The sequence below is a fragment of the Amaricoccus tamworthensis genome (assembly GCF_049800875.1).
GTDB classification, from domain to species: domain Bacteria; phylum Pseudomonadota; class Alphaproteobacteria; order Rhodobacterales; family Rhodobacteraceae; genus Amaricoccus; species Amaricoccus tamworthensis.
On record NZ_JBNAFV010000009.1, the window covers coordinates 105,817 to 132,223 of the forward strand.

Sequence of the window (26,407 nt, forward strand, 5' to 3'; positions counted from 1 at the left end):
ACCAAAGGAGCGATACCTTGACCGCAAATAGTGCAATTCCCCACCTGAGCCCGGCCGACCTGGATGGGTTCGGCATCACTACCGAAGAGGTCGTGAAATTCCTGAGCCGGTTGATCCTCGACGCTGCGGACAACACCGCCTGGCACGCGCCGAAAGCTGTTTTGACGCCACCGGACGGGCGCTACATCATGTCCACGCTTGCGGCCATGAGCGATCCTCCCCTCGTTGCCACCAAGTCCCTGGTGCTGAACGACCGCAACCGCGAGGCCGGTCTGCCCCCGATTAACAGTCTCGTTTCCCTGATTCACGGCGAAACCGGTCTGCCGCTCGCCACCATCGATGGCAACTGGATCACCGCCGTGCGCACCGCCGGACTGAGCGCCGTAGCGGCCGGGTATCTTGCGCGAAAGGACACCCAAACCATTGGCTTCGTCGGCACCGGGGTCCAGGCCCGCAGTCATCTCGATGCAATGGGCGACCTGTTTCCGCTGAAGCACATTCTCATTTCAGGGCGCGGTCAGACCAATATCGACCTGCTTAGCGAAGCGGCAGAGGCGCGCGGACTGACGTCGGAGATCTGTGACACCCCACAGGATGCGGTCCGGAACGCGGACATTGTGGTGACCTCCGTAACACATACCGCCGTGAGCGAGCCGTTTCTCGATGCGAACCACCTTCGCCCCGGCGCCTGTGCCATCATGGCGGACCTGGGCGCGCCCTGGCACCGGAAGAGTTTCGGGAGCCTTGATCTTCTGGCTGTCGACGATCTGGAACAGGAGGCGAGCCTGCCCAAACCTCTCGCCGACCCTCGCGATGTGAACGGCGACCTCCACGGCCTCGTGTCCGGCAAACTCGCCGGACGTCTGAGCGACGACCAGCGCACGGCGTTTCTGTTTCGTGGCCTCGCAATTGGTGACCTTGCCCTGGCCGCGCTTGCCTGGCAAAAATACCAGGACCGCTAAACGCTCAGAGCCGACCGACGGAAACCCGCTCCGCTCCGGCCTTCTCGGCCAGCAGGCAGAGCCAGTCATGGGCCAGGTGGGCCGCCGCAAGCGCCGTGATCTCGGCATGGTCGAACGGCGGCGAGACCTCCACCACGTCCAAGCCGATCAGGTTTAGCGGTGTTAAACCCCGTACAAATTCCAGCGCCTGCCACGAGGCCAGACCGCCCGGCACCGGGGTGCCGGTTCCAGGCGCAAACGCGGGATCCATTCCGTCCACGTCCAGGCTCAGATACACCGGCGCGTCGCCCGCCCGGACACGGGCCACATCAATGGCCGCATCAATACCGTTGCGGTGAATCCAGGGGCTGGAAAGGATTTCAAACCCCGCATCGGTGGCGTTGAACGTCCGCAGACCCACCTGCGTGGACCGCTTCACATCGACGATGCCCTCGGCCACCGCACGGGCAAACATCGTGCCGTGATTGGTGCATGTGCCGTCATCCTCCCAGGTGTCGCAATGCGCGTCGAACTGGATCAGAGCCACCGGACCGTGCCGCTCGGCATGAGCCTTCAGAAGCGGATAGGCCACCGAATGATCGCCGCCGAGGCTCAATAGTTTCGTGCCACACGCAATAATGTCAGCCGCCTGAGCCTCAATCGCCGGGCCAACGCTTTCCGGGTGATGGGGGTCGAGATACACGTCTCCAAAATCCACGACGCTCAGGGTCGCAAACGGATCGAACCCCCACGGGAACGCATTCAGTTCAGCAAGCTGCACCGACGCCGCCCGAATGGCCTGCGGCCCCAGCCTGCAGCCCGGACGGAAGGTCACCGCATTGTCAAACGGGATGCCCATGACGGCCACATCGATCCCATCCAGATCACGGCAGTAGGGCCGCCGCAAAAAGCTCAGCGCCCCGCCATAGGTCATTTCCGGCCAGCGGCCCTTGGCCTCCGTCTTGCGGAAAGCCTGATCCCCGTAACCGCTCATCTCAGATCCCCAGCCTGTCGCGCAGTCCGTAATACCACGACCCCACTACGGAATAGGGCACCCGGAACATGCGTCCGCCCGGGAACGGTATCCACGGCACTTTCTCGAACACGTCAAACCGGCTGCGGTCACCATTGATGGCCTCCGCCAGAATACGCCCGAAGGTATGCGACCCCGTCACGCCATGCCCGGAATAGCCATGGGCAAAATAGACGTTGTCATTCAGACGCCCCATCTGAGGCACACGGCTGAAGGACAGCGCGAAGTTCCCGCTCCAGGCATATTCGATTTTCACGGAAGCCAGTTCCGGGAACACCCTGTCCATGTTTTTGCGCAGCTTGGATTCGATATCCGCAGGGTCCGCCCCCCCGTAGACCGTGCCGCCGCCAAAAAGCAGCCGCTTGTCCGCGGAAAGCCGGTAGTAGTCGAGAATGTAACGGATATCCTCAATGCAGGTATCCGTGGGCAGCAGCCTTGCCGCCACGTCCTCGCCCAGGGGCTCCGTCGCCATGACCTGGGTGGATACCGGCATCACCCGTGGTTCCAGTTCACGAACAACATGGCCCAAATAGGCGTTGCCACACAGAACCAGCGTGCGGCAGGTGATGGAGCCTTCCTTCGTCGTGATCCTTGGCCGCGCGCCGTCGAGCTCGACCGACTCCACCATCGACATCTCAAAGATCGTGCCCCCCTGCGATTCAAACGCATCCGCCTCACCAAGAACGAGGTTCAGCGGATGCATGTGACCGCCGGCGTGGTCGATCATGCCACCGGCATAGAAATCGGTTCCGACATAATCCCGGATCCGGTCCTTTCCGATCATCTCCTGCGTCTCGATGCCGTATCCGCGCCAGAGAGCCAGCCGTTCCTCCAGCTCGCGCATGTGCGCCGAAGTGACGGCCGTGAACACATTGGTCGGTTTCAGGTCGCATTTGATTTCATAGGTCACCACCCGCTCCCGGATGATATCACCGCCCTCCATGACCATTCCGGCCACGAAGGATGCCGTGTCCTGTCCGTATCTGCGCCGAATGGTCTGAAGCGACGCGTTCAGGCCGTTGACGATCTGTCCGCCGTTCCGGCCCGACGCGCCCCAGCCGATGCGCGCGCCCTCGACCACCGCCACGTTGTGGCCTTTTTCGGCCAGATGCAGCGCCGTCGAAATGCCGGAGAACCCGGCCCCGACGACGCACACGTCAAACTCCTGACTGCCCCTCAGCGGTTCACGCAGTTCCGTGCGGTTGGCGGAGGCCGCGTAGTAACTTGTCGTGTGCCGACCGTCGCCGGCATATTGCGTCACGGATGCCATCACACCACCTCCAGATAGGTCTGGTATTCAAACCGGGTCACGGTTTCGGAAAACCGTTTGAGTTCCTGCTGCTTTGTCTGCGCGAAAAGCTGCTGCAGTTTTGGATCAAAAATTTGGGACGCGTATTCCCCCTCCTCAAACGCCGCAATTGCCGACGGCCAGTCGAGCGGCAGGGAGGGTATTTCCGCCTCATACGCATTCCCGGTCAGCGGCTCCAATGGTTCGATCTCCTGCTCCATCCCGAGCAGCGCACCTCCCAGAATGGCCGCCATGGAAAGGTACGGGTTCACGTCCGCTCCGGCGAGCCTGTGCTCTATCCGACGCGCTTTGTTGTCACCGCCTGGAATGCGAATGGCCGCCGTGCGGTTTTCATACCCCCAGGAGGCGCCGGTCGGCGCGTGGGAACCGGGACTGATGCGGCGGTAGCTGTTCTGGTGCGGGGCAAACACCAGCGTGTTTTCATGCATCGTCGCAAGGAGCCCCCCCACCGCATGGAGCAGCGCCTGTGACCCCTCCGGTCCACCATTGTCGAAGATGTTGTTGCCGTCCCGATCGAGCACCGAAAAATGCACATGCATACCGTTGCCGGCCCCGTCGCCAAACGGTTTGGCCATGAACGTCGCCGCAAACCCGTGCTTGCGCGCGACACCCCGCACCAGGCGCTTGAACAGAACGGAATCGTCCGCGGCTTTCAGCGGGTCATCAGTATGGAGTAGATTGATCTCAAACTGCCCCGCCCCCCCTTCGGAAATGGCCGAGTCCACCGGTATGTCCTGGATGGCGCAGGCCGCATAAACGTCGTCGAGAAACGCGGAAAAACCGTCCAGTTCACTGACCGAGAGGATTTCATCGGAATGAAGCCGCTCCCCCGTCATTGGCGATTTCGGGCGTCGCGGCCGCTCGCCACCGGGTTCCGTGAGATAAAACTCAAGCTCCGTCGCCACCACCGGGCGCAGCCCCTTGGCCGCATACCGGTCCAGAACCATCGCCAGCGCCCGGCGCGGATCAATGGGAAACGGCGAGCCGTCCTCCCTGTTCATCCAAACGGGAATCATCGCGGTCGGCTCGCTCAGCCAAGTGCTCAGAAGAACGCCGCGACCGGTCATGCTGCACACCCCGTCCGCGTCTCCGGACGCGAAGACGAGCGCGCTGCCCTCAATGTCCCTGCCCCAGATGTCCAGCGTCACGGCCGACAGCGGCATCCGAAACCCGCCATCCGCGATCTTCTCGATCTGAGCCAGGGGCAGACGCTTGCCGCGAAACGCGCCGTTTACGTCGCAGACCGCCACCGTTACCGACCTCAGTTGCGGATGCTCCGCCATGAAGGCCGCAATATCATCACCCGACATGATAGGTTTCCATGCTGACTAAATCCTGTCCCTCAACGAGTACCAAAGCATAGCAAGCACCAGGAGCGGCCTGCGCAGTCTCACACCGCCGGGAAACCGGGGGCTTGGCACCCGTGCCATAATGTCAAACCGCTCGGCCTGACCTGAAATCATCTCCGCCGCGATCTGGCCCGACAGCGTTCCCATCGCCACGCCATGCCCGGAGAAACCGGACATGCTGAGGATGTTGCCGCCATAGCTCGCGTAATGGGGCATGCGGTTCATGGTAATGCCGAGCGTCCCGCCCCAGGCCTGATCGATCCGCACATTCGCCAGCTGTGGAAAGATCTGCGTCATGGGCCGGCGCACCATCGCGCCGATATCCGCCGGAAACTTCCAGTCGTAGCTCTCCGTGCCACCGAACAGCAGCCGGTGATCATCGGAAAACCGGAAGTAGTTCACCACGAACCGGCTGTCGGCCACGGCGATATTGTCGCGGATCAGCTTCTCCTGACCATCGGGCCCCAACGACTCGGTCGCGACAATATAGTTATTGATTGGCATGACCCGGTTCGCCACATCGCCCTGCAGGTCGCCGAGATATCCGTTACAGGCCAGGATCACATGATCGGCCGTGATCCGTGCCGTCTCCGTTGTCACCACGGGTTTCGACCCCTGGTCGAGCCACGTCACACGGCTGCGCTCGTGGATGACCGCACCGGCCGACACCGCCTTCCGCGCCAGTCCCAACGCGAAGGCGAGCGGATTTATATGCCCTGAGCGCGTGTCGAGCGTTCCGCCAAAATACGCGTCGGACCGCACCTGTTCGCGCATTTCGTCCCGGTCGAGAAACCGGACATGCTCATATCCGTAGTGCTCGCGCAGGTGGTCGACATATTTCCGGCTGTGCTCCACATAGCGCTCGCGGTGATCGGCATGGGCAATGCCCGGGTGGAACGGCGTGTTGATCTCCTCAGATGCGGCCAGTTCCCGGACAAGCTCCACCGACTGCATCCCGATCCGCCACAATTCGCGGGCGTGATCGGGGCCAACCATCTCCTCAAGCTCATCCTGCTCAAGACGCTGCCCCTGCCCCACCTGGCCGCCATTGCGACCCGATGCGCCAAAACCCACGCGCTGCGCCTCCACGAGGCGCACGTTATACCCCCGCTGCGCCAGATGCAGGGCCGAGGACAGGCCGGTAAACCCGCCGCCCACAATACAGACGTCGCAGATGATCCCGCCTTCCGCAGGCGGAAACGGCGCCAGGTGTTCGGTTACACCGGCGTAGAAGGATCCAGGGTATTCCCCGATCCGGTCATTTGCTGTCAGAAGATCCATCAGACATTCAACAGCAGATGCTGGCGTTCCCACGGGGAGATTTCGCGACGGTACTCCTCGTTTTCGGCCTGCTTGATGTCGTAATAAAGCTGACTGAACTCCTCCCCGAGCACCGACCGCAGTTCTGACGCATCCTCAAACCGGTCTAGCGCCGCATTCAGGGTCTCTGGAAGGTCATCATCGGTTTCCCAAACCTCGTTCAAGGCGGCCGGGCGCGGCTCGACCCTGTTCACGAGACCCAGATACCCGCAGGCCAGCGATGTCGCGATGGCCAGGTACGGGTTGCAGTCCATCCCGATCACCCGGTTCTCGACCCGTCGCGCATCGGCCTCTGACTGCGGCACGCGCAGGCCGGTAGTGCGGTTATCAGACGCCCATTCAAGATTGGACGGTGCGCTTTGCCCGTCCCGCGTAATGCGGCGGTAGGAATTGACGTAGGGCGCCAGAAGCGGAACCCCCTGCATCAGGTATTTCTGCGACCCGCCAATGAAATGGTAGAACGACTCCGACGCGCTGCCATCCTCGTTTGAGAAGATGTTCTTTCCCGTTTTCATGTCGACCACGGACTGGTGCAGATGCATCGCGCTGCCCGGCTCGTCACGGATGGGTTTCGCCATAAAGGTCGCAAACACCCCGTTCTTCAGCGCGGCCTCACGGATCGTCCGCTTGAAGTAGAAAACCTGGTCGGCAAGTGTCAGCGGATCGCCGTGCTGAAGGTTGATCTCGATCTGTCCGGCACCGCCCTCCTGGATCACCGTATCGATCTCAAGGCCCTGGTCGTCCGCAAAATCATAGATGGTGTCGATCACCGGGCCGTATTCATCCACCGCCGACATCGAATAGACCTGTCGGCTGGCCCCCTTACGGCCCGTGCGACCGACGGGCGGCTCGATCGGCTCATTGGGATCGATATTCGGTTTTGTGAGATAGAACTCCATCTCCGGTGCCACCACCGGCGAGAGGCCCATCTTGTGATAGAGCCCAACGATGCGCCGCAGCACGTTGCGCGGCGCAATCGCCAGTTCAACGCCGTCGCGGGTTTTCATGTCGCAGATGATCTGCAGCGTCGGATCATCCGCCCAGGGCACCGCCGTGGCCGTCGACATGTCAGGGATCAGTACGACATCGGTCTCCAGCCACTGGTTGTCGATCTCCATGTTCACGTATTCGCCGGAGATGGTCTGGTAGAAGAGCGAGATCGGCAGGAAAAACGTCTCCTCAGGCCGAAACTTGTAGGAGGGCATCGCCTTACCACGGGAGGTGCCCGCCAGATCGGGAATGATGCACTCGACCTCCTCCAGGCGCCGCCCGGCCAGGTAATCGAGAAATGGTCCCGGCAGGTCGCCCAGCCATGAACTCGGTTCCGTGACTTTTCTGCGCTTAGCCATTGTTCATTCCGTCTGAAATTTTGATGAATTTTTGATCATATTTGTCAGTCGACCCGAATGGATTCCCGCACCAGATCCAGCCCCTGCTCGAGATCCTCGCGCAGCGACTGCGCCGCCGCCGGGCCGTCGCCGCGCTCAAGCGCATCCATCAGCGTGCTGTGTTTGTCCGGCAGATTGGCGGTGCCGTACCGCCCGCAGACAACCCGAAGTGCCGGTCCGGCCTGGACCCAAAGAGACTGAACCGTGCGGAACAGGATCGCGGAACCGGCCAGGCGGTAGATCGTGAAGTGGAACAGGTTGTTGCGCTCCAGATACGCCTCCGGATCCCCCAGAGCGATTGCCTCGTCGATTTGCCGGTCAATCTCCCGAAGATCCGCAACCTGTTGAGTAGAAATGTTTTTTGCCGCCCTCTGGGTCAGTTCCGGCTCCACATGCATGCGAAGGAAGTAGATTTCCTCCAGCCTGCCCGCGGTCATTTCCGGAACGGCCACACGCCGGTTTCCAAGGGTTTCCAGGGCCTGCTCCGCGGTTAGCCTGCGGATGGCCTCGCGCACCGGCGTCACCCCAACCTCCAGGCGCGAGGCCAGTCCCTGAATGGTCAGCGCATCACCCGGAGAGAACATGCCCAACAGGATCATGTCCCGGACGCGTTCGTAAACGGCCTGGTGTTCCGGGATCTTCCTCGTCACTGTCATCATGTTCATGGTTTCCCCCGGCACGCGATCCGTACCCGTTCAAACGAGCATAAATTTAATTTCTTGCAATTGTCAAACTTTTGATCAAAAATTCTGGAAACAGGGAGTCTACGATGAAAACCACCACTATCCTCACGGCGGCCCTTCTCGCCGCCACCTCCGCCACGGCCCAGGAGGTTCGTGTCTACAATTGGTCCGACTACATTGATGAGTCACTGCTGGAGAAGTTCGAGGCCGAAACCGGTCTGAAGCTTATCTACGACGTGTTTGACAGCAATGAACTCCTGGAAACCAAGATGCTCGCAGGCAGCTCCGGCTACGACATCGTTGTCCCTACCGGCACCTTCCTGCAGCGCCAGATCCAGGCCGGTGCTTTCCAGAAGCTCGACGATTCCCGGCTGCCTAACAAGGACAACCTCTGGGACGTGATCCAGGAACGCACGGAAAAATACGACCCGGACAACGCCTATTCCATCAACTACATGTGGGGCACCACCGGCATCGGCGTTAACGCGGGCAAGGTCGCGGAGGTACTGGGCGAGGACGCCCCGATCGACTCGCTGGCACTGGTCTTTGACCCCGCCAATATGGAAAAACTCGCAGATTGCGGCGTCTATTTCCTCGATGCCCCAACCGAAATGATCCCGGCCGCTCTCGCCTATCTTGGCGAGGATCCGGACTCCCAGGATGCCGAAACCATCGCCAAGGCCGAGCCCGTTCTGTCCGCCGTGAAACCCTACGTGCGCAAGTATCACAGCTCGGAATACATCAACGCTTTGGCCAATGGTGAGATCTGCGTGGCCTTCGGCTGGTCCGGTGACATCCTCCAGGCCCGCGACCGCGCCATTGAAGCGGATAACGGTGTGGACATTCTCTATCACGCTCCTGTCGAGGGCGCGCTGATGTGGTTTGACCAGATGGCCATCCCGGTCGATGCCCCGAACCCCGAAGGTGCCCACGCCTTCCTCAACTTCATCATGGATGCCGAAAACATGGCTGCCGCATCCAACTACGTCTACTACGCCAACGGCAACAAGGCCTCCCAGGAATTCCTTGCCGAGGACGTGATCGGTGACCCGGCCATTTATCCAAATGAGGAAACCCTCCAGAACCTCTACACCCAGACGCCCTATGGGCCAAAGGTACAGCGCACGGTCACCCGGATGTGGACCAAGGTAAAGTCCGGCACCTGACCTGCGACATACAAAGCGCCCGGAACCGGTTTTCCGGGCGCTTTCATTTTGGGGAGTATGGGGGATCGAATGAACGCCACAGCAGCACCCGCGGTTTTTGCGCCCTGGACCGAACCGGACGCCGTGCCACTGATACATCTCAACGGTGTGACGAAAGAGTTCGGCAGTTTCACCGCCATCGACAATATAGAGCTTGAGATATTTCCGCGGGAGTTTTTCGCCCTGCTCGGGCCGTCCGGATGTGGCAAAACCACGATCATGCGCATGCTCGCCGGTTTCGAGGACCCCACCCGCGGCACCATCACCATTGACGGTAAAAACATGGCGGGCGTGCCGGCCAACAAACGCGCCGTCAACATGATGTTCCAGTCCTATGCCCTGTTCCCGCACCTGACCGTCGCGGACAACCTGGCCTTCGGGCTGAAACGCTCGCCCATGCCCAAATCCGAGATCAAGGGCCGGGTCGACGAGATGCTGCGCCTCGTGCAGCTCACCAAATTTGCCTCGCGCAAACCCCATCAGCTCTCCGGCGGCCAGCGCCAGCGCGTGGCCCTCGCCCGCGCACTCGCAAAGGCCCCGAAACTCCTGCTGCTCGACGAGCCGCTCGGCGCGCTCGACAAGAAACTCCGCCAGCAGACCCAGTTCGAGCTGATGGACATCCAGGAAAAAACCGGCACAACCTTCGTCATCGTGACCCACGACCAGGAGGAGGCCATGACGGTGGCAAGCCGCATCGCGGTGATGGACGAGGGCCGCATCAAACAGGTCGCCACCCCCGACCGCATCTACGAAAGCCCGAATTCCGTCTATGTCGCCGACTTCATCGGGGACGTGAACATCATCGAAGGATCGGTCAGCCTAGTCGACGGGGAAAAGGCCGAACTTCAGTGGACCGAGGGCGCCCGCCCCATCCGCGCCATGAGCGGCCAGGGCATCTCCACCTCCGACAAAGCCGCATTTGTGGTCCGTCCGGAAAAAGTCGCCATCGCCACCACCGAGCCCACCGACATGCACAACCGCGTCCAGGGCACGGTTGAGGACATCGCCTATCTCGGCAACATGTCGACCTATCACGTGCGTCTGGCCGACGGCACGCTCGTCAAGGCGCAGGCCGCCAACAACCGTCGCATATCCCGGCGCGGCATCACCTGGTATGATACGGTCTGGCTGTCCTGGTCTGACACCGCCGGTCTCATTCTGCCCAACTGAAGGTGAGGGACATGAACCTTTCACGCCGCCTGCTGATTGGAATACCGTATCTCTGGCTTTTGGTCCTTTTCCTGATCCCGTTTCTGATCGTTCTCAAGATTTCCCTGTCGGATTACGACATTTCCATTCCGCCCTATTCGCCCAAGTTCGATCTGTCCGCCGGATGGGAGGGCATCAAGGACTACCTCGGCAGCCTCGATTTCGAAAACTACGCGTTCCTGGCCGATGATCCACTCTACTACACGGCATATCTCTCCAGCCTGAAAATCGCGGCGATCTCCACCGTTCTGACCCTGCTCGTCGGTTTTCCCATCGCCTACGGCATGGCAAGTGCGCCTGAGGAATGGCGCCCGAGCCTGATGATGCTGGTGATCCTGCCTTTCTGGACCAGCTTTCTGATCCGCGTTTACGCCTGGATGGGCATTCTCTCCAATGAGGGGCTGCTGAACCAGTTTTTGATCTGGACCGGCCTGATTTCGGACCCACTGGTTATCCTGAACACCACGACGGCGGTCTATATCGGCATCGTCTACACCTACCTGCCCTTTATGATCCTGCCCATTTACGCGACGCTGGAGAAACTAGACGGCTCCCTGCTTGAAGCCGCCGAGGATCTCGGGTGCACGCGCATCTCCGCCTTTTGGCTGGTGACGCTGCCCCTCGCGAAACCGGGCATCATCGCGGGCTGTTTCCTCGTCTTCATCCCGGCGCTCGGTGAGTTCGTGATCCCCTCACTGCTTGGCGGCTCGGACACGCTGATGATCGGCAAAGTGCTGTGGGAGGAATTCTTCTCCAACCGTGACTGGACCGTTGCCTCCGCCGTCGCGATCATCCTGCTGCTGATCCTGGTGGTTCCGATCATCCTGTTCCAGCGCAACGAACAGAAACAGAGGGAGGCCGCGAAATGAGACGGTTTACCTGGTTCAACACCATCTCCCTCACACTCGGGTTCGCGTTTCTCTACATCCCGATCCTGATCCTGGTGATCTACAGCTTCAACGCCTCCAAACTTGTGACCGTCTGGGCTGGCTTCTCAACCCAGTGGTACGGGGAACTCCTGCGAAACGAGGCCTTCCTCGATGCCGCCTGGGTGACGCTGAAAGTGGCGGTGATATCGTCCACCATCGCCACCGTCCTCGGCACCATGGCGGCTTTCGTTCTGGTCCGCTCCGGCCGCTTCTTTGGGCGAACGCTGTTTTCCGGCATGATCTATGCCCCGCTCGTCATGCCAGAGGTCATCACGGGCCTGTCCCTTCTGCTCCTGTTTATCGCCATTGGCCTTGAGCGCGGCGTGTTCACCATCGTGCTCGCCCACGCGACCTTCTCCATGTGCTACGTTTCCGTCGTGGTGTCCTCGCGCATGGCCAGTTTCGACGAATCCCTTGAGGAAGCCGCCTATGACCTCGGCTGCACCGGCTGGGACGCCTTCAAAAGCGTGACCCTGCCGATCATCGCCCCCGCAGTCATATCCGGCTGGCTGCTCGCCTTCACCCTGTCGCTCGATGACCTGGTGATCGCGTCCTTCACCTCCGGCCCATCCTCCACAACGCTGCCGATCAAGATTTACTCCTCCGTGCGTCTCGGCGTCAGTCCGGAGATCAACGCACTCTCGACCATCATCATTGGCCTCGTCACAGTGGGCGTACTGGTTGCCTCCGTGACCTCCAAACGCGCAATCGCGCTCCAGCGACAGCAGGAACGAAACGCCGCCGGCTAGGCGAATCCCTCCCCGGCCGCCACGGAACCCGCTCCACATTCACCGCTACGTATCCGTCAGGCGCTCAAAAGGCGTCTGGCGGCACAGTGGGAACTGTTGAATACTATCAAACAACTGTCGAACTGGCGGGTTTTCGCCTGGGTTAACGAAGTGTTGGATACGTTAATACCCTGTTAACCGACCCGACTTAATCACCTTAACAATTGATTTACCGGAGGAGTCCCTATGGGACTTGTGCATTTACTGGGGTGGGCTTCCGACCGCGTGACCCTGCGCATGCTGGAGAACAGTGGACCGGAAGAACTGACCGAACAGCTTAATGACCGCCTGGGCTTTATCCGTAAAGCCCAGCTGAACGCCATTATTGCCACGTCCCGGCCCATGATGCTGGCCAACATCTTCAATGCGCTTGCTCTGATTGTACTAGAACTTCACCTGGGCGCACTCCGGGCCGCATCCATCACCTGGATGCTGGTGGTCATGGTTTTTGCGGTAAACGGCCTGATGAATGCCCGCCGTTTTCGGAAATTTGATGACCGTGAAACCGCGACCGTCAGGGCTCCGGGCAAGATCATGCTGTCCTCGATGATCCTCTCGGTGATCTGGTGCTATCCGGCCGCCGCCATTCTGCCCGACGGCAACCCCGTGGAGGTCGCCTTCATCAGCGCGGTCACCGCCGGGATGATCTCCGGCGGTGCGATCGCCCTCTATCCGGTGCCGCTGGCCAGCGTGTTCTACACCTCGATCCTTTGTGTTGCCTCGTTCCTTGCCCTGGTCATACCCGGCGTTCTGCCCCCCCTGCCGTTTGGAATGGTCATCACCGCCTTTGCCGCCGTGATCCTTCATTCGGCACGCCGGCATACGGGCATGTTCCTCTCCGAACTGGTCGGAAAGCTGGAGGCCGAGCGCCAGCGCGACATCGTGAATCTCCTGCTCGACACCTACCAGGACCAGGAGGGCCAGTATCTCTGGCGCTGCGACAGCACCCTGAACCTGAAGACCAAACCCGGTCCGCTGCGCAAAATGCTCGGCCTGCCGACGGATGACTGCGCTGAAACCAACCTGATCGAACTGATCGACCACGCGGATGCCACACCAACCGACGACCGCAGTTCCTGCGCCCTGTCGAGCCTGCGCAGCCTGAGACCGGAGTCCGGTTCGAATTTCCGTGTCTTCTTCCGCACCGGCCATGGCGTCGTGCTCAAACTCGTGGGTCGCGCCCAGGCGGACCAGAACGGTTTACCCCTGGGATATTACGGCTACATCAAGGACGTCACAACCGAGGTCCAGGCCCGCGAGAAGGTCCACATGCTCGCCACCCGCGACACGATGACCGGGCTGTTGAACTACAACGAGTTCTGCCGCCAGGCGAATGAGATGCTGGAAACCTCCATCCGCAAGCCGGTCAAAACCCTGTTTCTGTTTGTCGACGCGGACAACCTGAAAACCGTGAACGACAATTTCGGCCACGCGGTCGGTGATCTGCTCATCGAAACCATGGCCAGCCGTCTCGAACATCAGCTGCCCCCAAATGCCGTCCTTGCCCGCAAGGGCGGTGACGAGTTTGTAGCCCTTCTGCATGTCGACCAGCAGACCCGCGAACTGGACTGGGCCGACCGGCTGATGGACGGCCTCAACTACAGCTTCCGCTGCGGCGACGCCGAGATTCCCATATCCTGCTGCATCGGCATCAGCGTGGCCGACGGCCGCGAAAGCGGCCTGCGCGAACTGGAGCTCAAGGCCGACCGCGCCCTCTACCTAGCGAAATCCCACGGTAAACAAAAAGTCCGCATTTACGACGAAACCATCGGTGCGGAAGTCCGCAAGGGCCGAGTACTCGCCAACGACATAGGCACGGCCATCCGGGAGGGTCACCTGTCCGTGGAGTTCCAGCCCATTGTGGAACTGGATACCCGCGCCATCATCGGGGCTGAGGCCCTCGTCCGCTGGCAGCACCCGCTCTTCAAGGCCATCTCCCCGGAGAAAATTGTCGAAATCGCGCAGGCGGAGGGCAAGGGTCCGGCCCTCCTGAAATACGTTCTGGGCTATGCCGCCGAACACGCGCAGCGCTGGCCCAACAGCGGCTTCGTCTCGGTCAACATCAACTCCGCCGACCTGCAGCGCAGCAACATGGCCGACTGCGTCAGAAAGATCCTCGACCGCGCTGGTCTTTCAGCCAACCGCCTGTGGCTGGAAGTCACCGACTCCGAGATCCTGCGCAACAGCGAAACCGTGCAGGCCAACCTCACCACATTGCGCGAGGCCGGCGTTCAGATCGCCATTGACGATTTCGGCACCGGCTACTCCTCCCTCAGCCACCTGGGCATGTACCCCTCCGACATCGTCAAAATCGACCGCGCCCTCGTGGGCAACTGCGACACGATCGACAGCAACAAGATCATCATCAACGCCACCCGCGCACTCGCCAGCGTCAACGGATTCAGGGTCGTGGCCGAGGGTGTCGAAACCAAGGAGGAGATCAGCGCCCTGCAAAACGCCAATTTCGAAATGGCCCAGGGCTACGCCTTCCACCGCCCCATGTCCCAACGCCGCATTCTGGAACTGCTCAACAAACAGGTCCAGGAAACCTCAAACGAACTCCCCGGCGGCATCGAGGTCGCCTGAGCCACCCCTACTTCCGCTCCGGCGACCCGCCGAGCAACAGCCGTCCCATCTCCCAAAGCTCCACAAACCACAACTGATACAGAACCAGGATCGCCTGTCCCTTCTGCCGCCACGGCCGGTCCATGCGCAGATACCGCACCATTGCCCGGACCGGCGGTGTCAGCGTCCGCAGGAACCACTTCAACCGACGCGAATACGGACCCGCGGTCAGCTGCCCGCCCTTGACCCGTCGCGCCTTGGTGGCGGCAGCTTCCCAGTCGTCACGGGTCGGATGCTCAACCACCGCATCCTCAACCAGAGACAGGGAAATCCCCGAGCGCGTCGCCCTCAGGGTAAGATCACTGTCACCGCCGGACATGCGGGTGACGTCAAACCCGCCCAACCGCTCCACGAGAGCCTTGGGCATCATCAGGTTCGCCGTGGCCGCGTAACCGTTGCGCACGTAACGTGCCTGCGGAATGCCCCTGAACAGATCATAAACCTCATACCGGTTTGGCCTTTCGGAGTCACAAACGAGATCCACAGGGCCGGCAAACATGCCATCGCCCGCCTGTTCCCATGCCCCCACCAGAGCGGCCAGCCATTGCGGCTTCGGACGACAGTCGGCGTCTGTGAAGGCCAGCAATTGCCCGCGCGCCGCGCCAATTCCGACATTGCGTGAGGCATAAGCCCCCGGTGCGGCACATTCCAAAATCCGGGCATTGTGAGGCAAATCCACCTGCGGGCGCCGCGCTCCAGGCTCATTGTCAATGAGAAGGATCTCAAACCGGACCGCGTCAAACGTCTGGCGTCGCAGCCCGTCCAGCAGCAGCGGCACAAGATGCCACTGTCGATAAACCGGCACGATCACCGAAACCAGCGGACCGTCTCCGCCGCCATGGTTCCCGGACGGAGTGTCCAATCCGGACCGCCCTAGGCCGAAACCGTTTCGGATTTGCGCATCAACTGACCGGTCCACCGTGCCAGCTGCTTACCCGTAGGCTCACCATTCTTTTTCCATGTGACACCGACCTCCCTCATCAGCCAGGAGACGGTGTCGGGATGAACCTTGCCAAGATCGGAAACCGCACGGATCGCCGCCGGATCGTCATCAGCAGCCGGACGCTCCTCAAGGCTCACCCCCAGCCGCGTTTCCATCCACTCAATGTCACTGCGGTATTTGTCGAGGATCGGCGCAACCAGATCTGAATGAAACCGCAGCTTCGGCCCTGTCAGCTTCGCAAGCCGTTTCACCATGCGCCCCTTTTCCGACTTGCTCTCCTGCTTTTCCACTTCTGAGCGGTAGTTGTAGAGCAGCGACAGGGCCGGCTGGGACAGCCCAAAATTGTCCTGCACCACATCCTCAGCACGGATGGGCGATCCGATCCGTCGCCCGAAATCCCGCACGACGCAGCCATGCTCCATCTCCTTCGGCAGGAACGGCCAGTATTCCACGGAAAGGTCCAGCGTCTCCGCCATCTTCTCGTAGGTCCCGAATTTTCGCCGGTACTGCGGATAGACCTGCCGGACGTCATCATCGGCCAAAAGTCTGCGCTTCAACCGCTGCTGGAACATGCTCTCCATAAAGCTGACCGGTTTGCGCACATAGGTCACGACCCTGATACGCTGGCCGGTGCGGGCCAGTTCAGTCAGCAGATACTCAACCCCATCCGCCGGCAACATCGGCAGGTTCTCCGAAGAGATCACGTGGTTCATGGCCGGATCGGCATCCTGCCCCACCGCGCGGACCAGTTCCGCAACACCCTTCTCGAACGTCTTCCTTTTGCCGTCCTTGTAGTTGGTGTGAAGGCTGTTCGAGTTGGAAAGATCCAGCTTGATATATCGGCTGTTTCCCCATCGCGGCGTCCGGGTCATGGTTCTCTGGATCGAGGTGCTCGCGGTTTTCTGCATCCCGATATGAAGTACAATCGTCACTCGGCCGCTCCTGCCGTTACCATTTCAGGCACAGGCTTTTTCTCCACGGTTTCGAGGCCGTCCATTTCAACCTCGTCCGCGCCTTCGATATCGCCCGGCGAGGTTGTCAGCTCACGGCCAATGATCGCGCCCACCCGGTTGGCGTGGCTTTGGTATCCGAAACGGTGCTCAACCAACTCCAGCGCCCGGGCCACCTGCCGCGCCCTGAGAACGTCATTGCCCATCAATTCGCGCACCTTGCCAATAACCTCATGGGGTTCAGCATAGACGGCCGCATCCTGGAAAAGCGGTTTGTACACCGGCGGCAAAACCACCGGCAATCCAACCGCCATCGCCTCGAAAATAACACGGCCAAAAGACTCGATCCAGTCGGGATGCGTGTAATAGACGAACACGTCGAAATTGCGCAGGAATTCGGCAGGATCCTTTTTCCCGAACTCCGTCACCTTCCAATTCGAAGGCAAACGTCCGCCGAGCACCTCTCTCGGGGTCTTCGCACCACCGAGGACATGAATCTCAAATTCCGGATCATCGGGATAGATTTTCAGCAGAGTCTCGCGGTCGGACGGCCATTTGACATACTGGTCACGGGAATGGCGGCAGATCCGGATACGGCCCTTCGGATTTTTTGGCTCCGCTGAACGCTTCCATTCGTCAACGTCAATGATGTTGGTCCAGTCACTTTCGCTCAGAACGATGCCTTCCATCTCTCCGCCGTGGTGCTTCACCATGGCCTCCCGCACCAGTGGCCCGATGGGATGCCACGTACCGGACGAGCCGAAATACCGTTCCATATTCCTGCGACAGGTCTGAAACTCATATCCGTTGGGCGTGTCCTCGCCATAATCCCGCTTGGGCGGCTGGTTCACGATCACGCGGACATCCTTGGCCCGGACCGTAGGAACATGGATCTGGAACTCGCTGAGGATCCAGGGGAACCGAACAATCAGCAGGTCACAGTCGATGACCTCACCCTTGACCAGGAAATCCACCTCATCCCCGTCCACCATTTTGGCGATCGCCGGATGCATAAGGCGCGTGGGGTTCATTTCATAGTGACCAAGCTGAACCAGACCGGTGCGCAGGCCCATGCGTTTATGAGCCTTAATCTCCTCCAGGTTCGACATGCTGGTGCCACCAGGCATCCGGAAGTCGGAAACCATCACCACATCAAAGTGGCGGGGCTGACCCTTCGCAACCTCACGTACCGGCCGCATCGGCTCGGGGATCGGGAAAGGGCGCCGCTTCTGTGGAAACCCGATACGCAGATTTTTGGCCCGGTTGTGCCAAGGGATCAGCGCATCCTCATAGGCCTTGCGCGCGCCCATCTTGTAACCCTGATATCCAAAATCGCTCAGCCCCGTCAGCGATCCATCGGTCTGCCGCTGAAAGGACAGCGGACCGGTTTCCAGATCAACAAGCGCCGGTTTGCCAAAGATTTTCTTCAGTCGCCGGGTGAACTCGGAATCCGCGGCAAAGCGGACATTGTCCCAGTAGCCCAGCTTGTCCATCACCGGTTTCCGCCGGAACATCAGCGAGGACATGTTCGGCTGCATGTAAAAGCCCGGATTGCCCCGCCGGAAGAACCGCAGATCCTCACTCGCCCGCGCCTGCTGTGACGTATTGGCGATGATTTTTGGCTCGCTAATCAAATGCTCCACCTGGATCGCGATCTTGTCCGGATGCGACCAGTCGTCGGAGTCGTTACAGGTGATAAAATCGCCCGTTGCCTGTTTCAGGGCCGTGTTCCGCGCCACATACGGACCTGAATTTCTTTCCCCCGAAATCAGCCGGATCCGTGGATCCCTTTTCGCGTATTCCAGAACAACATCGGCCATGCCATCCGTACTGCAGTCGTCGGACACGAGTATTTCAAGGTTTGCCCAGGTTTGCGCCGTGAGCGAATCCAATGTCGTCCCGATCATGTCAGCAGCGTTATAGGCCGGTACAATCACGGTAACCTTCGGCGCATCCGTGGACTTACCCTTGGTCGCCCTGCGGTCATCCACCGCATGAAGACCGTCATACCGGGTGCCTTTGCCAGCCTCATCAAGCGAAATTTCCGCCAGCCCATGCAGCTTCATCGCCGCGTTCAACATTGCCAGACCTTTTTCAGGCGTATCCTGAAGATGGCACAGACCCAGATAAAGATCCGCATGCTTGCGCCGGCGCAGTTCCGCTTCCAGAACCTGACGCGCGCGATCAGGCTTGCCGAGAATTTCCCAGCTCTCAGCCCGCAGAACCGCGATCCAACGGGTTTCCGGGCTGTTCTTTTTGAAGCTGCCCTCGATTTTGCCGAGTATGTCCAGGCATTCCCGCGCGTTTTCCGGCGCATAACGGTTGGCATGCCAGGCCGCCAGTTCAAAACCGGCAAAACGCCTTATGTGCCGGTTGGCCCCATTTTCAAACTGTGACCGAAGATCCTCCAGGCCCTTGTCCTGAAAACCGTGGTTCAAAAGTTTAAGCCGCGTGTGCGACACCGCCCGGCGGGCATAGATGTCACTTTTTCGCCGGATCAGATCCTTGCCGGCATTGACCATGCGGTGCGGCATTCTCTTGCTCGCCTTTTCCGCAATGCGCCGGATCGTGCTGCCCCTGGATATGGGCTTCGGGCCGCTCTTTCCGCTGGATTTGCCAATCAGTTTCGGCGCAATCACTTTGGGCGCGCTTCTTCCTTTTACCCTACGGATCACCCCCCGAACGGGTGCCATCGCGCGCCACGACGTGCTGTTCAGCAGCCCCACATACTGCCGTTCCAGGGCCTCGGTATGACGGATCAGCTTTTTGTGCTGATCCTCCATCCGCTTCAGACGCTCCTCAACCTCTGCAGCCGCCTCAAGGCTCTCCTTCAGCGAATGCGTTTCCGACTTCAGGGTTTCGATCCGGTTGCGTGCTTTACCGAGATCGCCGCCAAGCTGCTCAATCTGTTCATCCGCTCCGGCCTTACGCTTTTTGACGGCTTGGATGTCTTCCTGAAGTTCCTCAATCTCGGCGCGGAACTTCTTCTTGTCCTTGATATAGGCCTTATGCTCCTTCGCCAGATCATCCTTCAGACCGGCGTTTTCCTTATGGAGCTTAAACATCCGGGTGCAGAGCGACCAGGAATGGCTGGCCGCAAATTTCCGGCTCATGAAGGCCATGTTGGCCCGGCGCAGGAGCGGGCTGTCTTCCGGCCACTCGTGTTTTTGCTCAAACACCTGGAACAGCCTGTAGCCGTATCCCGACAAAACATCCTCAACGTCGCGGTACCAGGTCTGGCGGTGTCCGGCCGGGTTCATGCCGACCTCGATATACACCATGTTGGCGACCTCGTTTTTAAGCAGGTCGGCCGCCCCTTTCAGGACCTCGAGTTCATAGCCCTCAACATCGATTTTCAGCAGATCAATCGCCGGGACGTTCAGACTGTCCACGATCTGGTCGAGAGTAACGGATTCAACCTCAATCGTATCCCGCGCACCCGCGTCGTTCTGAACCACACGGGCCATCACATCCGCACCGCTCATCCGCAGAACTCCAGGCTCGGCGCCCACCGCGCGCTGATGACAGGTCACGCGGTCCGCCATCCCAAGCCCAGCGACCGTCTCCGACAGGATCGCGTAGTTCTCCGGGTTCGGCTCCGCCAGATGCGCCTCACGGATGCGGAAGCCAGCCTCAACCAGCCGCGCAAAGGTATTGCCCTGGTGCGCACCAACATCCACGTAGTTGATCGGCTTGTACCAGAAAAACGGCTCTATCTTTTCGAGGAACGGGTCCATCTGCCGTGAACTGACTTCGGCTCTGGTCGGCTTTTCGTCCGCCTCACCGGCTTCGCCACTGTCCTGCACCTGGCTCTCATCTGTCATTTTACTGGTTCCGGATGGATGGAAATCTTAAGTGCCGCGCTGATCCCGGCGCCTGAAAATACTGCACGCGCGAAGCGCATCGGTCCTGTCGGTTCAGCCATAGGCGCCCGGATAGTGCGCCATACGCCGTTTCGCAAGGCGATTACCCGCCACAACAGATGTGTTTTACGCACCATACGAAGAATTCCGCTCACCTCAAAGTGCATCAGCAAGTGAGCCCTTCAATGCGGAGTTCACCCATTCACGGCGCGGGGTATCGCTTGCCGCCCATTCCGACCGCTCCAACTCGGCAAAAATTCCGCGCTGCAACTCCCGGTCAATCTCAACGAGATCCTCAAGCCGCCACTGCCCCTGATCCGCGCGTTTCGCGCCGGATTTTTCGAGACGGGCATAGTCAAAATCAGGAAACTGAACCCCAAACCGGTCCCGCACCCACAGGGGATCATCCCTCGACAGGTCCACCAGATCCGCAATCCCCGGCCGCAGCCTCGGTTGCCCTGCCCCCAGCTTTCGATCCGCCCGCGTCAATTCGCGGAACAGTTCCATTGTGTCACGTGTCGCCACGTTATTCCGCTCCGCATGGAACGACTGACGGTAACGCGCCAGAATGTCCATGGACTCGCTGCCGACGGATTCATTCGCGTGTTCCGGAACCCTCAGCTTTCTTGCCCGCACACCGTATTCCCGCAGATAACGCGCGCAGAAATCACTCACGATGTCGCGGTCCGTCAGACTGTCCCGATGAAAAAGTTCCGCAGAAACCACAGGCACACCAAAACACTCGAGGTAGCTGCGCAACACCGCACGAAACTGCGGCCCAACCGGCTGTTTGACCTCATGCGACGCCCGAAAATTTTGCTGTAGCATGGACACGAAATATTCTGATGGCCGCCGCAGATAGGCGACAAGCCGCGTTTCATGACCAAACCGGTCAAACATGCGACGCACCGGCCGGTATTTATGCGGTGGAATTCGGCGGAACAGCGACTCCGACGACAGAACCATGGCTTCGGGCGAACTCCGGTCGATTTGTACATGCACATGATCGACGAACTCCCGGTATTTTTCGTCAATGTTTTCCTTTGTGTATTCCTCACGCGACTGAATGTGACGCGGCATCGATCCGAATTTCAGGAAAGACCCAACCAGCAACCGATGGTTTTTGAACGGACACCCCTCCACGTTCTCAGGATACAGCACACCGTGCGACGCCAGTTCCTGCCGAGACTTCGCGAAACAGGCCTGAAGCGCCGTGGAGCCGGTTTTGGGCATGCCGATGTGAACGATGGTTTTCACAACTCCAACCCCACCGAAGCCCCTGAATGCTCCCTGCCCCCAACGGCCTTAAGGACTTCGTGAACCCAGTCACCGAATTTAGGTGACGACGCGGCCCATTCCGATTCAAGCAGCACTTCCAGCACCGCGACCTGCTTTTCCCGGTCTATCTCCACCAGTTCGTCCAGTAGAAAGTCCTTTTTCCGCATGCGCTGCGATCCGTTTTTCTCCAGAGTGGCATAATCAAAGCCCAGAAACTCGATACCCATCTCATCGCGCAGCCAAAGCGGGTCGTCGCGGCTGTGGTCGATCATGTTCGCCACCCCGTCGCGGAGCTTCGGGCGCGACGCGCCAACCTGCCGGTCCGCAGCCGCAAGCTCAACAACCAGGCTCCTCGTATCCGAACTAAGCACATTGTGCCGGTCACCATGAAACCGCGCCCGATATCGCGCCAGAATGTCCATCGATTCCGCGCTGACCGACTCGTTCGAAAACTTTGCCGCGGTCAGCCGTCCAGGCCCCACACCGTATTCGCCCAGAAAGTGCCGAGAGAAATCATCAATGACATTCCCGTTCTCAAGGGTTTCCCTGTGAAACTGCCGCACCGTGATCCGCGATCCAAAGCATTCCTCATAGGTCTCGAGAACTATTCGAAACGCAGGCGCCCGCGGCGTTTTTATCCGATGCGTCGCCCGCAGACCCTGCTGCAGGGAGGACAGAAAATGATCCGCAGGTCGCCGCAGATACGCCATAAACCCGATATTGTCCCCAAACTCCGCATAGGTCTGCCGGACCGCATCACGGTTGTCCTCCAGAATCCGGTGGAACAGTGTTTCTGACGACAGCACGACACAGTCGGGCTTTCTGCGCCGGATCTGCCGCTGGATGCAGTCATGAAACTCCCGCGTCTTTTGCGCGATATTCCCGGACGTATAGATATCCCGGTTCCGGATGTGGCGCGGCAGATCGTCATATTTCCGGTAGGATGCGACCAGCAGCCGATGGTTATTGAACGGGCACGACCGTGGATTATCGGGGTACAGTACGCCCTTCGAGCGCAAATACCTTCTGGATTTTGCCAGCGTATTTTGCAGCGCCGTCGATCCGGATTTCGACATTCCGATATGCACGAGTGTTTTCATAAATCAGGAGCCGTTGTTGCCTCCGCGCACTCTATAAAACCGGTCCGAAAGGTTAAATGCCAAACTGCGGGCCTCGCGGCGCCACAGGTTCATCTGTCCAGCAACCAACTGATGAACAACAATCCATGTAATATTCGCGTATATCGCAAAATTATTGCAATTTAAGGTTGCATTTTAACATAATTGCACATCAAGTAGAAGGTTAACCCAGACCGCCCTCCTGATGGGACAGGACCGAAAAAGCACACGACATGCCGCCTCCCGCAACACAAGTCCGGCCATACATGTTCGCACGCTTTCAGATCAGCGGGACGGAATGACCGGAACCACCGGGGAGCTGCTGCATATCGGGCGGCTGAAGGACGAGATGCCAGAAAACACGCTCCCACCCTCAGGCCCCGCACTCGGCAAGACTGACCGCTCGAAGGCCCTCATCCGGTCGCACCGCTTCCGCGTCACTCTGGCCACGTGTCTCACGGCCGGTCTCATTGCGGCGCAGCTCGGGGTGATCGTGCTCGGCAACGCCTCCCAGCAGCGCCTCACCAACATCGTCGACCTCGCCTCCGAGCAGAGGAAACGGTGGGTCGAAATAGACGAACGTTACCGCTTCGTGGGCCAGCGTGTCACCGACCGCCCGGACTCGCCCGGGGCCTTCGTGCGTGTTCTGGAAGACATCCGCTATGATGTCGAGCAGGCCGAAAAACGGGGTGCCGAACTCGCGGATCTCATCGACCGCTCCGGGCCCATGATCGACGTCATCGAACCCTCCACTTACGAGCGCGACGCGCTTGTCACCACCGGACCGCCCGAGAGTGCCATCCGGTGGATCAAGAACCGTCTCGCGGATCGCAGCACGGCGGTTCTGCTCACGGACATGCGGCTTCGACAGTTCGTCTCCCAGACGGACCTCCGCCGCTCCAGTTTCCTGCGCAATGCGTCCGCGGCACAACAGGCGCTCACCAACCTCAAGGAACGGGGGTTGCGCACCATTGGCACCCTGACGGTTTCCTTCAGCGTGCTTGCCGTCGGTCTGATCGCCGCCACCTGGCTGCTCCTGCTCCTGCCGGGTCTCAGAAAGCTGAGACGCGCGGCGGCCATCGAGGAGCGGGACCGCCTCCAGCACGAGGGCCACCAGGAAGCGCTTGCCGCGATCACCGCCGACTTCACCGGGCGAAAGCTCTCGATCGGCGAAATCTGCGAACGCTGCACCGAAGTTCTGGCCACCAGGCTCCGCGCCGACCGGGTCCAGATCGTCATCCACTCCATCGGGTTCGGCAAGGAGAAGATCGATTTCACCCATACGAGGTCGTCCACCGACCTCCCGGACGATCCGGAAATTCATGAGATTGTATCCGGCAACGGCGAAATCGGTGAAATCCGCGTCTGGGGCCCCCGCGTCCCGACCTCGGCGCCAACGCACGCTCCCCTGATCGCCAGCCTCGCCAACATCATTGCGCTCTCCCACACGGAAACGGAAATCCTTGAGTCAAACGCGCTCTGCCGTAGGGGCCTGTTTGAGGCCGGGCATATCATCATCAGCTTCGACAAGAACGGTACGAAGATTTTCCAGAGTGCCCCGTTCGACATTCTGCCGGACACGGTGCAGGACGCGGGCCAGTTTGTCCGCCACCTTAGACCCTGGTGCATGAACCACGACGGGCTGGTCTACAGCGCCTTTGGCCTCGCGCAGCTTGACGGCCAAGAGATCAGAACACCGGACAACCGGCTTTTCCGCGTCATTGCCCGCCGCACCGACACCGAGGGCTGGCTGGTGGTCCTGACCGACACCACCGAACGCTGGGAACTCAACAACCAGAAGAACCAGGCCACGGCGCTGATCCAGGCCGCGTTCTTCGGCACACGCGATGCGGTCTGTGTTGTGACCCGAAACCTCAATATCCGAAACGCCAACGCCGCCTTTTACCGGCTGGTGGGTGCGGGCAAATCCGCCTCGGCCAACAAACCGGTCGATGTGGCCCTCGCCGCCGCCACGGACTTTGAACGGACGCCAAACCTCACGCATCAGCGTCTGCGTGATTTTCTGACCATGCAGATCAATGAGCCCGAACTGCGTCTTGAGCTGAAAACCAATCTCTCGGTCATCGCCCGCGTTGTCCGGACCGATACCGGCGACCTGATGCTGTTTCTCACGGACATCACCCGCATCATCTCGCTCGAGCAGGATGCCCTGCAAAACCGGAAACTTTCGGAGATCGGCCAGATTGCCAGCGGCGTGGCCCATGACTTCAACAACGTCCTTTTCGCCCTCGGCGGTAATATTGACGCCATCGAGACCTCTGTGGGGCCCGACGCGCTGCGGGAAGTGGAACCGCATATCCATTCCTCCCGCCAGGTGATCGGACGCGCCGCCGCGCTGACCTCCAGTCTGCTCTCCTATTCCCGCAGGCAGGTTCTGACGCCGGAAACGATTTCCGCGTCCCGTCTCCATTCCGCCATCTCCGCGCGGATCGAGGTGCCGGACAACATCAACCTCGCCCTCGACATCCGGTCCGAAATGGCCATCCACGCGGACATGCGCTACCTTATGTCCGCCCTGCAGCAACTGGCCCGCAACAGCGTGGAAGCCATCGACAGCAGAGATGGCCGCATCGAGATCGTTGTCACGGACGCGGTCGATACCCCGTCCGACTCGCCGATGGTGCGCATCCGCATCCGCGATACCGGAGGCGGCATTCACGAAAACATCCTGCCCCATATTTTCACACCGTTCTACAGCACCAAATCAAACGGTCATGGCACGGGTCTGGGGCTCAGCATGGCCATGGGATTCGTGGAACAGTCCGGCGGCCGCATCACCGTCCGCAACTGGATGCGCGGTGCGGAATTCTCGGTCTTCCTGCCCGCGAAAGACGTCGCCAGGGCACCGGTACAGCCTGAGGATGACACCGGCACACTTCTACTGCCGGGTTCAAAACAGCTGCATCGTCCGGTCCGCTGCCTGCTGCTGGAGGATGACGCCGACTGCGCGCGTGTCTTCGGTGCCCTGCTCTCCAAACATGGCTTCGATGTCGTTCATTGCGCCAGCAACCTCGAAGCCGCCGAAAAACTCGATGCGGGTTTCGCGCCGGAGTTCATGATCTCCGACTGGTCCCTGCCCGACGGCAACAGCAGCGAGACCATAAAACGTGTCATCGCGGACCACGCCGGGGTCCGTATCCTGCTCGTATCGGGTTACATCACCGAGGATCTGGGCAACTTCTGCCGCAGCTATGGCGTTGAAAGTGCGAACAAACCCGTCACTCTGGAACACATCCTCGCCTGCTACAGGGGCGACCGCCCAGGCACCGCTCCCGTCCCCTTCCCTACCGGCGACAGACCGCGCCGCAACCGCCAGTTCAACGGTGAGTCGCCCGGATTGGAAAACGCCGTGTCACTCGATGACTACCGCTAAACGCCGACGGAGGTCGAAATCCAACGGCGTTATTTTCGGAAAAAAGAAAGGGAAAGCGCCGCCAAATTTGCCCGTGATTCAG

At 60.1% G+C, this 26,407-nt stretch carries 18 protein-coding genes; 7 read left to right on the plus strand and 11 right to left on the minus strand.

Going from position 1 to position 26,407, the window contains the following annotated elements:
• Positions 1–17: 17 nt before the first annotated feature.
• The gene (locus ACP15P_RS14680) at positions 18–962 is read left to right on the plus strand and encodes an ornithine cyclodeaminase family protein (RefSeq protein ID WP_424929228.1); all 945 of its coding nucleotides are present in this window, start codon (positions 18–20) and stop codon (positions 960–962) included.
• Positions 963–966: 4 nt separating this feature from the next.
• Here ACP15P_RS14680 and speB read toward each other — a convergent pair whose 3' ends face one another.
• Genes speB through ACP15P_RS14710 form a run of 6 tightly spaced genes read right to left on the minus strand, consistent with a single transcriptional unit; the run spans position 967 to position 8,005 of the window.
• A complete protein-coding gene (speB, locus tag ACP15P_RS14685; RefSeq protein ID WP_424929229.1) occupies positions 967–1,935 on the minus strand; it encodes an agmatinase in 969 nt (322 codons plus the stop codon).
• A 1-nt stretch (position 1,936) separates the two neighbouring features.
• Positions 1,937–3,244 (minus strand): NAD(P)/FAD-dependent oxidoreductase, encoded by a 1,308-nt coding sequence (locus ACP15P_RS14690; protein WP_424929230.1) that lies wholly within the window; start codon positions 3,242–3,244, stop codon positions 1,937–1,939.
• Positions 3,244–4,593, minus strand: coding sequence for a glutamine synthetase family protein (locus ACP15P_RS14695; protein WP_424929231.1), 1,350 nt, complete (start codon positions 4,591–4,593; stop codon positions 3,244–3,246). Before ACP15P_RS14695 ends, ACP15P_RS14690 begins: the two co-directional genes overlap by 1 nt.
• Positions 4,594–4,611: 18 nt before the next feature.
• Positions 4,612–5,913: an NAD(P)/FAD-dependent oxidoreductase gene (locus tag ACP15P_RS14700; RefSeq protein ID WP_424929232.1), complete on the minus strand. Its 1,302-nt coding sequence runs from the start codon at positions 5,911–5,913 to the stop codon at positions 4,612–4,614.
• Complete coding sequence (locus ACP15P_RS14705) at positions 5,913–7,301, minus strand: glutamine synthetase family protein (RefSeq protein ID WP_424929233.1); 1,389 nt, start codon at positions 7,299–7,301, stop codon at positions 5,913–5,915. The genes ACP15P_RS14700 and ACP15P_RS14705 overlap by 1 nt, the downstream gene beginning before the upstream one ends.
• Before the next feature lie 44 nt (positions 7,302–7,345).
• Positions 7,346–8,005, minus strand: a complete 660-nt coding sequence (locus ACP15P_RS14710; protein ID WP_424929234.1) for a GntR family transcriptional regulator — start codon at positions 8,003–8,005, stop codon at positions 7,346–7,348.
• A gap of 104 nt (positions 8,006–8,109) precedes the next feature.
• On the opposite strand from ACP15P_RS14710, the gene ACP15P_RS14715 reads away from it, so the two are divergent.
• The 5 genes from ACP15P_RS14715 (at position 8,110) to ACP15P_RS14735 (ending at position 14,740) form a co-directional block, all read left to right on the plus strand.
• Positions 8,110–9,189, plus strand: coding sequence for a polyamine ABC transporter substrate-binding protein (locus ACP15P_RS14715; RefSeq protein ID WP_424929235.1), 1,080 nt, complete (start codon positions 8,110–8,112; stop codon positions 9,187–9,189).
• 69 nt (positions 9,190–9,258) lie between these two features.
• Entirely contained in the window at positions 9,259–10,398 is a 1,140-nt protein-coding gene (locus tag ACP15P_RS14720) for an ABC transporter ATP-binding protein (protein ID WP_424929236.1), read from the plus strand.
• Between the two features lie 11 nt (positions 10,399–10,409).
• Positions 10,410–11,306, plus strand: a complete 897-nt coding sequence (locus ACP15P_RS14725; RefSeq protein WP_424929237.1) for an ABC transporter permease subunit — start codon at positions 10,410–10,412, stop codon at positions 11,304–11,306.
• Entirely contained in the window at positions 11,303–12,115 is an 813-nt protein-coding gene (locus ACP15P_RS14730) for an ABC transporter permease (protein WP_424929238.1), read from the plus strand. The genes ACP15P_RS14725 and ACP15P_RS14730 overlap by 4 nt, the downstream gene beginning before the upstream one ends.
• 225 nt (positions 12,116–12,340) lie before the next feature.
• On the plus strand, positions 12,341–14,740 hold the full coding sequence (locus tag ACP15P_RS14735; protein ID WP_424929239.1) for a putative bifunctional diguanylate cyclase/phosphodiesterase: 2,400 nt from the start codon (positions 12,341–12,343) through the stop codon (positions 14,738–14,740).
• A 7-nt stretch (positions 14,741–14,747) separates the two neighbouring features.
• Here the strand turns inward: ACP15P_RS14735 and ACP15P_RS14740 are convergent, their stop codons facing one another.
• From ACP15P_RS14740 to ACP15P_RS14760, 5 genes are all read right to left on the minus strand, one after another.
• Positions 14,748–15,641 (minus strand): glycosyltransferase family 2 protein, encoded by an 894-nt coding sequence (locus ACP15P_RS14740; RefSeq protein ID WP_424929240.1) that lies wholly within the window; start codon positions 15,639–15,641, stop codon positions 14,748–14,750.
• 11 nt (positions 15,642–15,652) lie between these two features.
• A complete protein-coding gene (locus ACP15P_RS14745; protein WP_424929241.1) occupies positions 15,653–16,654 on the minus strand; it encodes a hypothetical protein in 1,002 nt (333 codons plus the stop codon).
• A complete protein-coding gene (locus tag ACP15P_RS14750; protein WP_424929242.1) occupies positions 16,651–20,496 on the minus strand; it encodes an FkbM family methyltransferase in 3,846 nt (1,281 codons plus the stop codon). The genes ACP15P_RS14745 and ACP15P_RS14750 overlap by 4 nt, the downstream gene beginning before the upstream one ends.
• Positions 20,497–20,691: 195 nt before the next feature.
• Positions 20,692–21,792 carry a hypothetical protein gene (locus tag ACP15P_RS14755; RefSeq protein ID WP_424929243.1) on the minus strand — a complete coding sequence of 367 codons (1,101 nt, stop codon included), beginning with the start codon at positions 21,790–21,792 and terminating at the stop codon, positions 20,692–20,694.
• Entirely contained in the window at positions 21,789–22,913 is a 1,125-nt protein-coding gene (locus ACP15P_RS14760) for a hypothetical protein (RefSeq protein WP_424929244.1), read from the minus strand. The genes ACP15P_RS14755 and ACP15P_RS14760 overlap by 4 nt, the downstream gene beginning before the upstream one ends.
• A gap of 316 nt (positions 22,914–23,229) precedes the next feature.
• Here ACP15P_RS14760 and ACP15P_RS14765 point away from each other — a divergent pair, with 316 nt between their 5' ends.
• Positions 23,230–26,325 (plus strand): ATP-binding protein, encoded by a 3,096-nt coding sequence (locus ACP15P_RS14765; protein WP_424929245.1) that lies wholly within the window; start codon positions 23,230–23,232, stop codon positions 26,323–26,325.
• Positions 26,326–26,407: the final 82 nt, after the last annotated feature.